General features: G+C 67.9%; 13 protein-coding genes and 4 pseudogenes. 6 read left to right on the forward strand and 11 right to left on the reverse strand.

Annotated features, from left to right (window positions below; translation table 11 throughout):
- Positions 1-478 precede the first annotated feature (478 nt).
- From ACIQFZ_RS38610 to ACIQFZ_RS38625, 4 genes and pseudogenes are all read left to right on the forward strand, one after another.
- Positions 479-877: a hypothetical protein gene (locus ACIQFZ_RS38610; RefSeq protein WP_365778732.1), complete on the forward strand. Its 399-nt coding sequence runs from the start codon at positions 479-481 to the stop codon at positions 875-877.
- Between the two features lie 364 nt (positions 878-1,241).
- Positions 1,242-1,838 (forward strand): hypothetical protein, encoded by a 597-nt coding sequence (locus ACIQFZ_RS38615; protein WP_402693451.1) that lies wholly within the window; start codon positions 1,242-1,244, stop codon positions 1,836-1,838.
- Positions 1,839-1,913: 75 nt separating this feature from the next.
- Positions 1,914-2,054, forward strand: coding sequence for a hypothetical protein (locus ACIQFZ_RS38620; protein ID WP_383060011.1), 141 nt, complete (start codon positions 1,914-1,916; stop codon positions 2,052-2,054).
- A gap of 51 nt (positions 2,055-2,105) precedes the next feature.
- A pseudogene (locus tag ACIQFZ_RS38625) lies at positions 2,106-2,216 on the forward strand (IS5/IS1182 family transposase); the annotation flags it as partial.
- 5 nt (positions 2,217-2,221) lie between these two features.
- Here ACIQFZ_RS38625 and ACIQFZ_RS38630 read toward each other — a convergent pair.
- The 7 genes and pseudogenes from ACIQFZ_RS38630 to ACIQFZ_RS38660 all read right to left on the reverse strand — a co-directional run bounded on the left by ACIQFZ_RS38630 (position 2,222) and on the right by ACIQFZ_RS38660 (position 9,327).
- On the reverse strand, positions 2,222-2,599 hold the full coding sequence (locus ACIQFZ_RS38630; RefSeq protein ID WP_402693452.1) for a hypothetical protein: 378 nt from the start codon (positions 2,597-2,599) through the stop codon (positions 2,222-2,224).
- 39 nt (positions 2,600-2,638) lie between these two features.
- Positions 2,639-3,166: a GNAT family N-acetyltransferase gene (locus ACIQFZ_RS38635; protein ID WP_365434296.1), complete on the reverse strand. Its 528-nt coding sequence runs from the start codon at positions 3,164-3,166 to the stop codon at positions 2,639-2,641.
- A gap of 408 nt (positions 3,167-3,574) precedes the next feature.
- Positions 3,575-6,535, reverse strand: a complete 2,961-nt coding sequence (locus ACIQFZ_RS38640) for an aminotransferase (RefSeq protein ID WP_402693453.1) — start codon at positions 6,533-6,535, stop codon at positions 3,575-3,577.
- A gap of 66 nt (positions 6,536-6,601) precedes the next feature.
- Positions 6,602-7,042, reverse strand: a complete 441-nt coding sequence (locus ACIQFZ_RS38645; RefSeq protein ID WP_402693454.1) for an Lrp/AsnC family transcriptional regulator — start codon at positions 7,040-7,042, stop codon at positions 6,602-6,604.
- Between the two features lie 145 nt (positions 7,043-7,187).
- Complete coding sequence (locus tag ACIQFZ_RS38650) at positions 7,188-7,736, reverse strand: transposase (RefSeq protein ID WP_402693455.1); 549 nt, start codon at positions 7,734-7,736, stop codon at positions 7,188-7,190.
- A pseudogene (locus tag ACIQFZ_RS38655) lies at positions 7,733-8,209 on the reverse strand (winged helix-turn-helix domain-containing protein). Before ACIQFZ_RS38655 ends, ACIQFZ_RS38650 begins: the two are co-directional and overlap by 4 nt.
- 128 nt (positions 8,210-8,337) lie before the next feature.
- Complete coding sequence (locus ACIQFZ_RS38660; RefSeq protein WP_365778740.1) at positions 8,338-9,327, reverse strand: alpha-L-fucosidase; 990 nt, start codon at positions 9,325-9,327, stop codon at positions 8,338-8,340.
- A 485-nt stretch (positions 9,328-9,812) separates the two neighbouring features.
- Between ACIQFZ_RS38660 and ACIQFZ_RS38665 the strand changes: the two are divergent.
- Positions 9,813-11,750: pseudogene (locus ACIQFZ_RS38665) on the forward strand (bifunctional YncE family protein/alkaline phosphatase family protein); the annotation flags it as partial.
- A 326-nt stretch (positions 11,751-12,076) separates the two neighbouring features.
- On the opposite strand, the gene ACIQFZ_RS38670 reads toward ACIQFZ_RS38665, so the two are convergent.
- The 4 genes and pseudogenes from ACIQFZ_RS38670 to ACIQFZ_RS38685 form a co-directional block, all read right to left on the reverse strand.
- Positions 12,077-12,553 (reverse strand): hypothetical protein, encoded by a 477-nt coding sequence (locus ACIQFZ_RS38670; protein ID WP_383061849.1) that lies wholly within the window; start codon positions 12,551-12,553, stop codon positions 12,077-12,079.
- 236 nt (positions 12,554-12,789) lie between these two features.
- On the reverse strand, positions 12,790-13,080 hold the full coding sequence (locus ACIQFZ_RS38675; RefSeq protein ID WP_365437641.1) for a hypothetical protein: 291 nt from the start codon (positions 13,078-13,080) through the stop codon (positions 12,790-12,792).
- A 175-nt stretch (positions 13,081-13,255) separates the two neighbouring features.
- Positions 13,256-13,660, reverse strand: a pseudogene (locus ACIQFZ_RS38680) (hypothetical protein); the annotation flags it as partial.
- The gene (locus ACIQFZ_RS38685) at positions 13,582-13,773 is read right to left on the reverse strand and encodes a hypothetical protein (protein WP_383061828.1); all 192 of its coding nucleotides are present in this window, start codon (positions 13,771-13,773) and stop codon (positions 13,582-13,584) included. The gene ACIQFZ_RS38685 and the pseudogene ACIQFZ_RS38680, both read right to left, overlap by 79 nt.
- Before the next feature lie 27 nt (positions 13,774-13,800).
- Here ACIQFZ_RS38685 and ACIQFZ_RS38690 point away from each other — a divergent pair, with 27 nt between their 5' ends.
- Positions 13,801-13,977 (forward strand): hypothetical protein, encoded by a 177-nt coding sequence (locus tag ACIQFZ_RS38690; RefSeq protein WP_383061827.1) that lies wholly within the window; start codon positions 13,801-13,803, stop codon positions 13,975-13,977.
- The last annotated feature ends 343 nt before the right edge of the window (positions 13,978-14,320 follow it).

The raw sequence follows: 14,320 nt of genomic DNA on the forward strand, positions 1-14,320 counted from the left end.
AGGTCCGGACCATCACCGTCAAGAGGTGAAGCAACACCTGGGATGCAATCGCCTCGCCCCGCGATGAGTTGAACACCGGTCGCCCTACGGACGTGCGGCGTCCGGAAGACGGTCGCGCGAGCCGTCCGTGCGGCACGTCCCACCCCCGCGGACGGCGAACGCGCCTGGCTAGCATGGGTCCACGTGATCGCCATCGAGTGGGACGGACTCACCGACCGCGAGCGCTACAACGACTGGTACCGCACCGAGCGGGACCGGCTCTCCGACCTGGCCCGGGACACCGACTGGAGCGGTCTCTTCACGGAGTTGGGGAGACACCCGGAGCGGGTCAGCGGTCAGCCTCCCCCGACCCGGCAGCCGCAGCGGCTTCGCCCCGCTGCATCAAGCCGCCTGGAACGGCGCGGGCTTCGCCGTCGTCTCCCAGCTGCTCGCGCACGGCGCCTGGCGCACCCAGCGCACCCGGGACGGGCGGCGCGCCGTGGACATCGCGCGCGAGCAGGGACACGCACACCTGCTGGAGCTGCTGGAACCGGTCGAGGTACGGCCGCTCCCCGCCCCCGCAAACCTGCTGGAGGACCACTTCCACGCGCTGCTGCGCGAGCGGACCGGCCGCTGCTTCGAGGAGATCGAACACCTGCTCCCGCCGGTGGCCCCCCTGACGGAGGGGCCGGCCGTACGGATCTTCTTCCGGGTCGTCGGCATGATGGGCGGCTTCACCTACCACCTGGAGCAGGACCACCTGCATGTGCACGGCCACTCCCGCATGGACGCGGACGACGGCGACCACTACCGGGTGACCCCACAAGGCTGGACCAGAATCAACCCGCCCCACTCGGCCCCGCCTTCCCCACCCGGCGCGCGACCTGGCAGGTCCTGAGGAACCAGCCTCGCCAACCCGCCCGCCGGATCAATCGGTCTTCTCTCAACTGCTCACGGCTGGGCCGTCGGTGCGATCTCCTCGACGAGGTTCCGGATTCTGTCTTCGATCTCGCCCTGGATCGGTCGGACGCTTCCACGCACTGGCCTGCCTGGTCGGAGAGTTGCCAGTCGAGGTGGCGCTTGCCGGGGAAGACCGGGCAGGGGGCACCTCGGCCGTACCCTCATCGCCTGGCTCGATCCTCCAGCGCCCGGAGCACCCGCTCCGCGAACAGCCTGAGGCGGCCAGGCCGGCTGAAGGTCCTGGGCAGATCTCGGCCAACACCGACCGCGGTGTCCTCAGCATCGAGTGGCCCTCCTGCGAGGTGACCTCCGGCCTGCTGCAGCCCACCAGTGTGGCCCTCGGGCCCGATACCGCACCTGTCAGCGACGATGCCGCCCTCAAGGCCGGCACCGCCTTCGTACACGACCACTTTCCCTGGGCGCTCACCGGCCGTACGGACGTCAGCGCCGCCGGGCCCCAGCAACCCTCGAAACTGGTCTCCTGGCGCTCCCGCAAGAATGGCGTGCTGATGCCCAAGCGGATGGACGTCCTCGGCGGCCCCGACCGCGAGATCATCTCGTTCACCGCACGTCACATTCCCGACCCCGAACTGCCCTCGGTTCGCATTGACCGGCGGCAGGCTCAGGCCATCGCGACGCGCAAGTTCCCCGGTGACGTCGTCCACTCCGGTGAACTGCTGGCTCGCACTGACAACGCCGGCCGCTGGCGTCCGTACTGGATCCTGAGCGTCGGCCCGCCTGGCGTAACGGCCGCCCCCCAGGACAGCGGTCCCCAAGATGGCGCCCCCGACGAAGGCTCCTCACAGCCCACGACCGCCCCCTCCATCCAGGTACTCATGCTGGACGCCGTCACCGGAACCGTCGCGACGACAAATCCCGACTCGGCCGAGCTGGACTGAGAGCAAGGGCACGTCGGACGCCTCCACTTCGGCGACCGCAAGATCAACGCCTCCGGGAGCCGCAAGCTCGTCGCCGTGTGGACGTCCCCCCAAGTCAGCCGCGGAGCCCGTCCCGTCATCGTGGCGATCGGCTACGACGGCACCGAGCTCTCCCGCATGGGCCCCCACGACAGCCTGGACACCCGTACCTGGGAACGGCTGAGAGAGGAGTTGTAGCCGGTTCGGTCTCGGAGGCGCGCACATGGCCAGGTGGTTTGTGTAGCGACCATCAACCGGCTCAAGCAGTCGCGCGGCCTGGCCATGCGAACCGACAAACTCGCCATCGCTTACCAGGCCGCACTCCGCCTTGCCGCCTTCCTCATCTGGGCCCGGCGATAGCCCGCTCAGCGATCGACCACCCAGCGTGCGTCCGCAGGCCAGGACCCCGTGCCGACGATGTGCTCCACGATCCTGAACGCTTCACCAATGGACACGGTGTCTCTGTCCGGGTACTCGTCGTGCTGCCCGTTTGAGAGGACGAACCCGTCGCTCGCTCCCTCGACTCCTGGATCCACGGCATGCTCGCCGGGATCGCCCTCTTCATCAAGCAGCATCACCATCGCCCGCTCGGTGTTCGTCACGACAGCAAGCGAGCGCCCCAACGAACTCGTCAGCCACGTTTCCAGCTGCGCACTGCCGGCCCTCGCCAGAAGCGTCTCCACCACCGCCCCAGAGGACACCGGGACGGTGCTGCCGTCATCGATCACCCAGGACTCGATCATGAGCACGACGATCTCATGGACGGATGTAAGAGACAGTGCCTAGCGGGGCTGCATCCCGCTGGCGGAGAAGCGGGCATAGTACGTGAGGACCGGTTGCAGCCCCCGACGCTCATAAAGGCGCCGAGCACCGGTGTTGGCTGCAAAAGTTCCGATGAGGAGATCCCCGATGTCGAGCCTGTTCAGCTCAGCGTCCACCTCGTCGAGCAGCAGTGTGCCGACGCCGTTGCCACGCTCGGTCGATGCGACGGAGAGCGATTGGAGCTCGGCGATGCGGGTGCCAGTCACCCAGGTGTCGTCGGGCCCGGCGTGGATCTCCACGAAGGCGTAGCCGACCGCTTGGCCGTGACGTTCGGCGAGGAGGATGAAGGACCCCTCTTCCAGGATCCAACGCCGATAGCAGGAGCGGCGCAGTTCCCAGGAGTGCTCGTCCGGGAAATACGCGAACCCCGGTTCGACGGACTGGTGGTGAGCGTGCAGCGCGAGCCACAGAGGCTCCAGCCGGTCGATGAGCTCAGCACCTCCCTTGTGGAGGGTGACGTCACCGTGGATGTGGTGTGCCTGACTCATCTCAACGTCTCCCTCTTCTTACCTTGACACACAGGACGGCTCCTTCCGGGCTGTCGGCTATGAGGCTCGGCCTTGATCAGTACGGTCAATGGCGTTGGCTAAGGCGGTTGCGCGCCTGGGAGTCGCCGCCCACGCTCCGGATTTCGTCCGGTCGTCGGCGTGCCAGGGCGCCGGCGTCAGAGTCCCGTCCGTGGACGTGCTTGCCGGCGGTTGGGGATTGTCCTCGATGCCGTCCTGGAGGACATCCGGACCCGGACGGATGTCGCACACACCGTTGGGCGAGCCGCCTTCCGAGGTGGGTGCCGTACCCGCCGTCGCGGGTGCGAGCCTGCCGGAGACGACGGCTACGCCGACGGACCGGCACCCATCTCGGAGGCGGCGTCAGAGCCGGCCTCCGGACGTACGACGTCAGCGGGAGTGGCCGAGTTGGGCGAGGGCGTGGTCCAGCATGTCGACGAAGAAGTCCACCGCGGTGGCGTCGATGCACAACGGCGGCTTGATCTTCAGGATGTTGAGGTGGTCACCGGTGGGCTGGACGATTACGCCGAGGTCGAGCATGCGGTCGCAGAGTTCGGCGGTCTCTTCCGTGGCGGGTTCCAAGGTGACGCGGTCCCGGACGAGTTCGAGGCCGAGGTAGAGGCCCGAGCCGTGGACAGCGCCGATGATGTCGTAGCGGTCGGCCAGGGCCTCAAGTCGGCTCTTCAGACGGCCGCCGACGCGCACCGCATTGCCCTGGAGATCCTCATCGCGCAGGGTGTCCAGGACAGTGAGGCCCACGATGCTGGAGACCGGGCTGCCACCGGTGGAGGAGAAGAAGTAACCCTGGTCGCGGTAGCGGTCCGCAACCGACTTGGACGTGATGACGGCGCCGAGGGGGTGCCCGTTGCCCATGGCCTTGGCGACACAGACGACGTCAGGGACGACCTGCTGCTGCTCGAAGCCCCAGAACCAGTGTCCCAGGCGGCCGTAGCCGACCTGGACCTCATCGGCGACGGCCAGGCCGCCGTGGCGGCGGACCGCCGCGTACACCTCGGCGAGGTAGCCGTCGGGCAGGGCCACTCCACCGGCGTTGCCGTAGAAGGTCTCGCTGAGGAAGGCTCCTGCCGGGCGACCGGAGGCGGCCAACTCGTCGATCACCGCGGCGGCTTCGGGCCCGTAGCACACCGCATCTGCCCCGCGGTGCATGCCGCGATAGGGATTGGGCGAGTCCACGGTGTGGACCCAACTCGGCCGGGTTGCCAGGGCGTTCGGGTTGTCCTGGAGTGAGGTGGAGACCGCGTCGGAGGCGTAGGTCCAGCCGTGGTATGCCTCTCGCATTGCGACGACGTCGTGCTGTCCGGAGGCACCGATGGCCAGCCGCAGGCCAAGATCCACCGCCTCGGAACCGGAGTTGACCAGGAACACTGTGTCCAGGGGCTCGGGCAGGAGGGCGGCGAGGCGTTCGGTGAACTCCACTACCGAGGCGTAGTGGAATCGCGAGTTGGTGTTGAGTCGTCGCAACTGCCGGGAGACCGCCTGCTCGACGCAGGGGTGCGCGTGGCCCAGCGGGGTGACGTTGTTGACGATGTCGAGGTAGGAGCGGCCGTCGGTGGAGAGCAGATGGTGGCGCCAGCCACGCTCGATGCGGGGAGGTTCGGCGTAGTAGTGCTCCTGGACGGTCGCGAACACGGCGTCACGTCGGTCGAGCAGGTCCCTGTCCTGCGCACGGCCGGCGGCCCGGAGACCGATGAGCGGGGCGGGGTCTGCGGTGAGCGCGAGCCAGCCGGCGGCGTACTCGGGGCGCACCGACGGAGGAACGGAAGGGCTGTCGGCGTTGCGCAGCGCAAGGTGGAGCGAGGTTCCGGTGGGGAGATGGGCGAGGTCCTCGCCCGCCTGGACCGCCGAGCCGGTGGAGACCACTGGGTGAACCGTGCGGGGGAAGGTCAACGTCAGCGCCTGCGGGCCGTAGGTGATCTCCACACGGCCCGGTGCCGTGGCGAGGACCTTCCCCGCGGCGGGGGCTTGCGCCACGGCAGGCCGGCCGAGCCACAGGTCGATGCCGGTGGGCACCGTGGGAGCGGAAACGGATGACAATGCCGGAGCCTGAGTGAGCCGTGGATGCGCGTACTGTGTGGCCACCGCGGCTGCTCCGTCCGCGAGTGCGGAGGCCGAGAGCCGGTCTTCGGTGCCGGCTTCGAGCCAGGCTCCGTGGTCCATGGAGTCGGCGCCGGGGGACAGGTCGAGGAGAGCGATGTCGTCGGCGGTGAGGCCGCGCAGCAGGAAGTGCGCCGGTGAATCGGCGCGGCGGGCAGGCACGTCGGCCAGGCCGATCGCGTCCTTGACGAGGTGGACCATCACGGGAAGGGGCAGGCGGGTGGCCTGCTCGAATATGTGCCACTCGCGGTCGAGCGCGGCCTTGGCGTAGGCGTTGTCCTCGTCGACGGCGGCCTGGTGCCGCCCGCTGGCGACCAGGCCGGCCGCGCGCATGACCACCATCGGCCACAACGCCTCCGCCTCCTCCTGGGAGAGCGGCCGAACGGCGTGGAAGGCCCGGACGGCGGGCAGCACGTGATGGGGCTCGACCCCGTCGTGGTGGAGCATCGAGGAGAGCGACACGGCGAGTTCGCCGACCGCCCAGCTCGTGGTTACGTCACCGAAGTCGATGACCCCGTCGGGCATGGGCAGGCGGCCGTCGGGAGAACAGATGAGATTGTCGTCGGTGAGGTCCAGGTGCACCGCCTGCGACGGAAGCACGGCGGCAAGCTTCTGGACCCGCGCCCAGGCGTCGGCGGTCGCGGCCTGAACGGCGGCACGCCGCTCGGGCTCGTCGATGTGCTCTGCGAGCTTGGCGACGACGCGGTCGGCGTGCCGCAGGTCCCACTGGAGAACGCGCTTGAGGCCCGGGTGGTGGAAGTCGCGCAGGGCGGTGCTGACCTTTCCGCTGATCGTGCCCATGGCCGCCACCGTGCTCGGGGACAGGTGCCGTGGTCCCGAGAGCGGACCGCCGGGCAGGTATCGCATCAGCCGCGCGATGGCCGGCCCGCTCTCGGTGTCCACCGTCGTGCACTGCGGTGAGCCGTCGGGGCGGCGCAGGACGGTGGCGATGCGCAGTTCTGGGTGAGCCGCAGCGATCAGGTCGGCGGCGGTGTCCTGGGCTTCGATCTCCGTAGGGCTGAAGGCGGGGTTGGCGATCTTCAGAATGGCCAAGGCCGTGCCATCGTCGCCGTGCAGCAGGAAGTTGGCGTCCTGCTGGCTTCCCAGCGCCTGCGCACGCACGTCGACGCCAAGGTCTCGGGTGCCGATGTGCTCCGCCTGAGCCAGTGTCACCTGGGGTGCAGGGAGAGCGCCTTGGGCGAAGAAGTCGATGGTGCGGTACTCGTCGTGCGGCATGCGGGATTCCTCGGCTGGTGGGTGGAGCGTGGTGTGGGCAGGCCCGGCGCGGATGCTCGGATGTCTCTAGTGGACTTCCCACAAGAAGCGGTGGGTGTGAATCGCGAAGTAGGGGAAGGTCTCCACCGATGTGACGCCCTCGATGGCCCGTACAACATCGTTGATGAAGTCCAGAAGGTCACTGGGGCGACTGCGTACGACCTCGGCGAACAGGTCATAGCGGCCAGAGGTCAGGACCGTGTACACGACTTCGTCATGTCGGGACAATTCATCGGCCACCGCGCGGGAATCGCTTTCGACGCGCAGGCCGAGGAGCGCCACCGTCTGCTGGCCCATGGTCATCGGGTCGGTCACCCCGACGATCTGGACCGTCTTGGTGTCGATCAATCGCTGCAGCCGGTGCCTTGCGGCCGAGGGCGACAGTCCCACCTTCGGCCCCAGCTCGGCGTAGGGGATGCGACCGTCGACCTGCAGCTCCCGCAGGATGGCGCGGTCGATGTCGTCCATGAAGGACCTCTTTCACCTGCGTGATCAGTAAGTCATGTAGTCGTTTCAAGCACAATGACGGATGCTCTCACTCGAATCAAGTGTTCTGACGACAGAATCGAGCGAATCCTGTCTCGCAGGCTCTTGTGTGCGCGCCGAAGCCCTGTTACTGACGTTGTAGGCGTGGTGTCGTCAGGGTGAGTCCGGTGCCGGTAAGGCATCCGTCGATGAGGTCGGGCTGGTACTGGACTTGCCGCAGTCCCCGCTGGAGGGCGCGCATCAGGTGGGCGGGGCCGGTGAAGGCGGTGTCGGCCTGGCAGCGCCTGCGGAGCAGGGACCAGATGCCCTCGACCGGGTTGAGCTGCGGCGCGTACGGAGGCAGGTAGTAGACAGTGACCCAGTCCTGGGCGTCGATGAGCGCGCGTAAGCGACGGTCGCGGTGGACATTGAGAATGTCCCAGACCAGGACGATCGGCCTGCCGAGCTGTCGGTGGGCCCTGATGAGGAGGTTGCGGTAGTCGGCCCGCGCGAAGCTGCGTCGCCCGCCCGTCTTGTGGTGGGGGTGGACCACGGGCCGGTAGGTGGGCCGCGAGTGCGCGCCGGGTTTGTAGCAGGCCAGGGCCGCGATCGAGATCCGGCGCTGGGAGCGTCCCCTCACCGTGATGACCGGGGTGTCGCCACGACGGGACCAGGTGCGGGCGGTCGGCGGCGTCATCGAGAAGCCGGCCTCGTCCTCGAAGACGAGGTAGGCATCGTGCGCCGCCGCGCTGCTTCCACGTGCGGGAAGGTCTCCTTCACCCACCCGGCCACGGCCACGTCATCCCGCTCGACCGCTCGCCGGGCCGGGACCTGGTGACTTCAGCCGTGGCGACGCAGTATCTGGGAGATACCCGAGAGCGTGAACGACTTGTGGAACCGCCGCCCGATCAAGGTCTTGATCCGGGCCAGTGTCCAGGTCTGGTCCGGCCAGCCGTGCGCGACCGGGCCCTTGGCCAACTCCTGCTCCAGTACCGCAAAAAGCTTCTCGCTCAGCTTGGGCAGCGACACCGGCCCCACCGACCGCAGATCGTCCGTGCCGGCGTCCTGCCAGGCCCGGTGCCACCGCTGAACCGAACGCACGCTCACCCGTAAATCCTTGGCGACCTCCGCGTTGGAGGCACCGGCGCCGAACGCGGTACGCCTGTCCACCTTCGTGCGCTCCAGGTGGCGGTGCGGCCGGTCGGCGCCGCGGCCGACGACCGCTCAGGTCGCCGCGCGCCACCATGCTCCGCAAACCCACCGTGCACCGCGACGATCTCAATCGCCCGCCCGCCCGGTCAGGCAGGTGAGGCGACTTGCTCGGTGCGCAGACGCGCTCCGACCGCCCGGAGGAGATCCTGCTCACGCGGGGGTATGACGCCGTCCGCCCGGGGGCCCACGTTGAGCAGCAGATTGCTGCCGGCAGCCCAGGCCCGTCGTACGGTCGACTCCAGCTCATCCACCGTCTTGTACGCGTCGTCGTCGGGTACGTAGCCCCAGGTCCTATTCATGGTCAAGCACGTTTCCTTGGGCCCGTCGAGCACGGTTGCGGTGTTGAACCCAGCGGTGTTCTCGCCAGGCAGGTCGTTCTCGAATCCTTGGACATCCTCCCCAGGCGGCAGTGGGACAGACTTGCGGTTGTTGAGGACCACGGCATCGGGCTGGAGCCGGTGGACCATGTCGTACAGTTCGGGATAGCCGTACTGGCCCCCGGGAGCAAACCAGTCTCGGTGGTCCGTGTGCCAAGACGATCCGGGCCAGTCACCGTCGAACCAGACCTGGGCGAGTTCGCCGTACTGAGTGCACACCTCCTCGACCTGGCCGTGGAGGAACACCAGATAGTCCTCCCACGCCATCTGCGACTCAGTGCGGAAGCGGAACGCTGGATGGTGCCAGTCGATCAGTGACACGTAGGCGCCCAGCTTCAGTCCTCGTTCCGCACAGGCCTGGGCCAGTTCGGCCAGCGCATCACGGCCGAACGGTGTCCTAGTGATCTTGTAGTCGGACAGTGCCGTGTCGTAGAGGGAGAAGCCGTCATGGTGCCGCGTCGTGACCGTGATGTAGCGCTGCCCCGCCTCCTCGGCCAGGTTCACCCAGGACTTCGCATCGAAGCCTGGCGCTGTGAAGTCATCAGCGAGGCGGGAGTACTCCTCCCGGGATGTGCGGGCCTCGAACATGTTCCACTCGCCCAGTCCGTGCAGTGCGTACAGTCCCCAGTGGACGAACATGCCGAACCGTGCTTCGCGGTACCACTTGAGGCCACCTGCAGAGGCCTGGAGTGCTGCCATGTGATTCTCCTCAGTCCTGGGTCCAATTCCGTTGGTGATCTGCCCGCAGTCCGCGCCGTTGACCCGTCGGGCTGTTGGCCGTGACAGCGAGCCGCTTCCAACTTGGCTGAGCACCGCCCGGATCGTATGCGGCCGCCCCGGGCGGGACGGCCGCGTACCGGACCTGGGTCCGAAAGCCGGGGGTGCCGGAAGGCGAGCCAAGGATGGGCCTTCGGTGCGTGATTGTGCGCGGATCCCGCGACTTTACGTCATCTTCACGCAGCCGCCCTCTTGTTGGGCGCCACACCTCACGACTACCGTCGTCCAATCAATCTGCCCCAGGAGGCGGCTGTGCGCCGAATATCGGTCATTCTTGCGCTGGTCCTCGCGGTAGTCATCGGATCTCTGGGCGGGCAACCCGCGCTGGCAGACGGGTCGGCAGCCGATCCGCCGCCTGTCGTCCCGAGACCGACGGCCTGGAGCGGTCTGGGCGGCTCCGCGACGACCCGGCCGCCGCGGTCGGCACCATCGCGGTCGGGTTGCACCCGACCGCGATGCACGCCGCGGACGGTGCGCTGTTCGTCACCAACACCACTGACGACAGTGTCTCGGTCATCGACACCGCCCGGGACGAGGTGGTGCAGACGATAGCGACCCAGCCCTGGCCGGAGGCGAAGGTCGGCTACGAGCCCAACGGCGTGACGTTGACCGACGATGGCCACCTGCTGGTGACCCTCGGCCGGGCGAACGCGATCGCCGTCTACCGCTACACCCGCCCGCAGGAGCCGGTCAGCTACGTCGGACTCCTGCCCACGGACTACTACCCCGAAGAGGTCGACACGCTTGGTGATGAACTGCTCGTCACCAACCTGCGCGGCATCGGCGCCCGCGGCTCCGGCGGCCGCACCATCGACACTGGTCCCGACACGACCCCGGCCACCGGACCCAACACCCACAAGGTGACCGGCTCTCTGCAGCGGTTCACGCTGCCGAGAGACAGCGCGATCAACGGCTACACGGCCAAGGTCTTCGCGCAGAACGGCTGGCACGGCAACGCAGTGAAGACCAGCAACGGCAACCCGAACATCGCTCCGGTGCCGGTTCCGGTCAAGCTCGGTGACCCCTCGACGATCAAGTACGTCTACCTGATCATCAAGGAGAATCGCAGCTACGACCAGGTGTTCGGTGACATGCCTGTCGGCAACGGCGACCCGTCGTTGGTGCAGTTCGGCAAGGATGTGACACCCAACCAGCACGCGCTGGCGCGCCAGTTCGGCCTGTACGACAACACCTACGACGTCGGCACCAACTCCGGCGAGGGTCACAACTGGCTGCTGATGTCCGACAACCCGGAGTACACCGAGTCCACCGCCGGCGAGTACGAGCGCAGCTACAACACCAAGGACGACGCCCTCGGCCCCCAGCGCTCCGGCTTCATCTGGACCGGCGCTGAGACAGCTGGGAAGTCGGCCCGGGTTTTCGGGGAGTACAACCCGTTCTACACGGCGCCGAAGGGCACCACGTGGCAGGACTACTACTGTGACGCCAGGGCCATGGAGCAGACCGGGCAGGACACGACCATCTCCACGGCCAGCTCCTCGCCGCTTCCGTCGCTGAACGCGATTACGGTGCACAACTATCCGCGTACCGGCACCGGCATCCCCGACCAGTACCGCTATGAGATGTGGAAGCGGGACTTCGACGCGCACGGCCCTGCCAACCTCAACATCATGCATCTGCCTGTGGACCACACCGGCGGCAAGGGCAACCCGCACCAGATCGCCCAAGTTGCCGACAACGACCTCGCGCTCGGCAAGATCGTCGACACCGTCTCGCACAGCAAGCACTGGAAGGAGACCGCCATCTTCGTGGTCGAGGACGACACCCAGAACGGTGTCGACCATGTCGACGGCCACCGCGGCCCGGTGCAGGTCATCAGCCCGTGGGCCAAGCACGGCGTGGTCGACAGCCACTACTACACCCAGATCACCATGATCCGCACCATCGAGCAGATCCTCGGGATCCACCCGATGAACCAGAAGGACTCCGCCGCGACGCCGATGCGCACGGCGTTCACCACGACGGCCGACCTCACACCGTTCGACGCCGAGCGAAACCGCATCCCGCTGACCTACGGGCTCGCCAAGCCGCCGGCCTGTGGCGAGGACACCGTGGCGGCGAAGTACAGCTCTCGGGCCAACGCCTTGGCGCCGGCCCCGCCCGCGAGCGAGGCGGACACCGTGGCCTTGTGGCGGGAGTGGGAGAAGGAGCAGCACCTCACCGGCCCGGCGGCACAGGTCGACTCCGCCAACCCCGAGCAGATGAACCGCCTCACGTGGTACGAGACCCACGGCTGGCGGGTGCCGTACCCGGGTGACGACAAGGTCCTCGCCCCGAGCCAGGTGCCCGGCGCGTTCATTCCTGCCCCCGACTCCGACGGCTGACGAACACCAACCCACAACGGCCGGACGGTGATCGGCGGTTTCAAGGGTCGTCGTCGCAACACACCGCCTTGGTTTCTAGGTGGTGAGTAGATCACGCAAGCGCTCGGCTGGAGAATCCCAGCCGAGCGTTCTGCGTGGTCGGGCGTTGAGCTCTTGGGCGACGTGAATATCATGCTTGGTTGATCAGAGGGGTCAGGCTTCAAATGATCTCGATGAGCCGCTGCCGCTGGGTTGGGTCGATGCGAAGCATCGGACAGCGGATGCAGGCTTCTCTGAACTTCGCCTTGAAGCCAATCAGTTGAGCCGACCTGATCGCTGGGGGCTGGTCAAGGCAGGAGCTGTCGGGTCGCGGTCCAGGTGACGAGTCGCTCACGGACCGGGCCAGGTGCCAGGTAGCCGACCAGGCGTTCCAGATGGGCTGTCAGGTTCTTGTGCCACCGCAGCTCGCGGATTTGCTCGATGGGAAGGTTGCGCCAGCCGTCGGCGAGGCCAGCGGCCTGTGTGGGCGTGAAGGTCAGTGCGTCGAGCGTGTCGGACGCCAGCGCCTCGGGACTCCAGTCGGGGTCCGTGTCGTCGGGGCCCAGCCGGTCGATCACCCACATCCGGAGCATGAAGCCCTGCTGGGCCACCCGCGCAAAGCGTTCTTCGGCGTGGTCGAGCATGCGCCGGTTCGCGAGCAGTGACAGCTTCGCCCACTGGCGACGGGCTTCCTGGGGATGGCTGGCGTTGTAGGCCTGTCCCTGCGCGGCGACGCGTGCCGTCTCAAGTTGCCGGCCGCGGGCGTCATGGATGAACGTCTGCAACTGGTCGAGCGTCCACGTGCTCAGATCGCGGCCTGGTTCTTCTGGATATGCGTCACTACTCAAGGTCCCCACTCCTGGTCGTATGCATGCCGAGGCTGATGGTGGCCTTCTGGGACCGCCTGTCGATCTGGGCGAGCTTATCCTCGGCGCCGGCGAGGCTGACCTTGCCGGGCCGGGCTGTCCGGTCCTCTGCGATGCCCGGCCCGATCGTGCGGGCCGGGCGTCACAGGGAGCTGTCAGAACGGCGGCTCGTCTGCGGCGGGCGGGAGCGGCAGGAGCAGGATGCGCAGGTGGCGGCGGTCGGCCCAGCAGCCGCAGGCCTCCATCTCCGGGTGCGGCCCGTTTGTCCACCATCCGCCCGTGCCGTGGCAGTCGCGGTAGGACCGGGCGGGCACCGGGGTGACCCGGAGGCGGTACCGGTTGATGTGCAGCGACCAGCGGCCGACCTTGAGGGCGGCCGCCGCCACGGCCGCCGTGACCGGTACAGCGGCTGCCACAGCAGCCATCCGGATGGGCGTGCGTGCCATCGAAGCGTCTCCTCTCACGCGGTCGGCACAGCCGCGACGGCGGCCAGGGCGAGGAAGGCGAGGGTGACCAGGGTGCAGTCGACCGCGCGGCGCAGCCGGCGGAACAACCCAGGGCGATGACGGACAGGACGCGGACGCGAGCAGCGCGGGTGTCACCGGTCATGCGGGCGCGGATCTCGGTCTCGGTCAGGCGTGCCCAGTGCGGGAACGAGGCCCGGTCGCTGCCGCTGAGGCAGGGGCGGACGACCATGAGGAGCAGGACGGTTGCGGAGCCGAGCGCGGTAGCAGCGAGGATGCCGAGGACCGTGGCGGGGGTCGGCAGCCGGTGCCCGGCGAGGGTGGCGAGTCCGGCGAAGGTGGCCCCGTTGAACGCCAGGAGTAAGGAGGCTTTGCCGTCGGTGCGGCCGATCTCCGTGGTGACGGCCGCGAGCGCTTCGGCCAGGTTCGTGTCAGTGGTGGCGGTGTGCGGTGTGGTCGGGACGGACACGGTGGTCTCTCCTGTCAGGGACAGGCGGCGAGCTGATGTGGGGCCGGGGGAGCGGTATAGGTGGAGGAGTCGGCCGGGGTGCCGTCGAAGCACTCCAGGCAACTGCCGAGGGTGCGCAGCGGCAGGCAGTAGTGGTATCGGCGGCGGCAGAGCGGGCAGGTGCTGCGGGCCGCCATCGCCGCGGGCCGGCAGCGCAGGATCGCCACGGGCCCCCGCAGCCTGACCTGTCCACGATGGACTGCGGCAGTGCGACGCTCAACCAGGCGCAGGCGGAACTCGCCTACCCCGAGAAGCGGTACCACCGCGACGCCGTCAACGAGGCGTGTAGCTTCATGAGCGGGACGCAGGTCGACCTCTTCATCCAGAAGACGATCGGTGAGCTCGCCGAGCACGAGGGAAACCCGGGGTAAGGCGGTGGGGGATCACCTAGACGGAGGCCGCCGGCGATGGTCACGGCCCGCACTCCGCCGCTAGGCCGTTTCGTTTGGATCACCGAGCTCGACTAAATGAAGATGCCGTGCCACCGGTTGGGGCGAGTTGACCGAGCGAGGACCGATGAGTTTCTCCATGACCGACAGTCAGAGATCATGGTTGGTGCGCGGCAGCCGCGAGTGTGGTCAAAACGCGCACCGACCGAATCTACTGATAACCGGACATGAGCTTGAATTTAAAGGTTCCCCCTCAGCCTTCAAGGTCGGGGGGTGTCTTGTTTGTGGGGGTGTTTGCCGACGGGGTGGCGGGGTGCGGGGCTGG

This window comes from Streptomyces sp. NPDC093064 (assembly GCF_044754605.1).
Classification (GTDB): domain Bacteria; phylum Actinomycetota; class Actinomycetes; order Streptomycetales; family Streptomycetaceae; genus Streptomyces.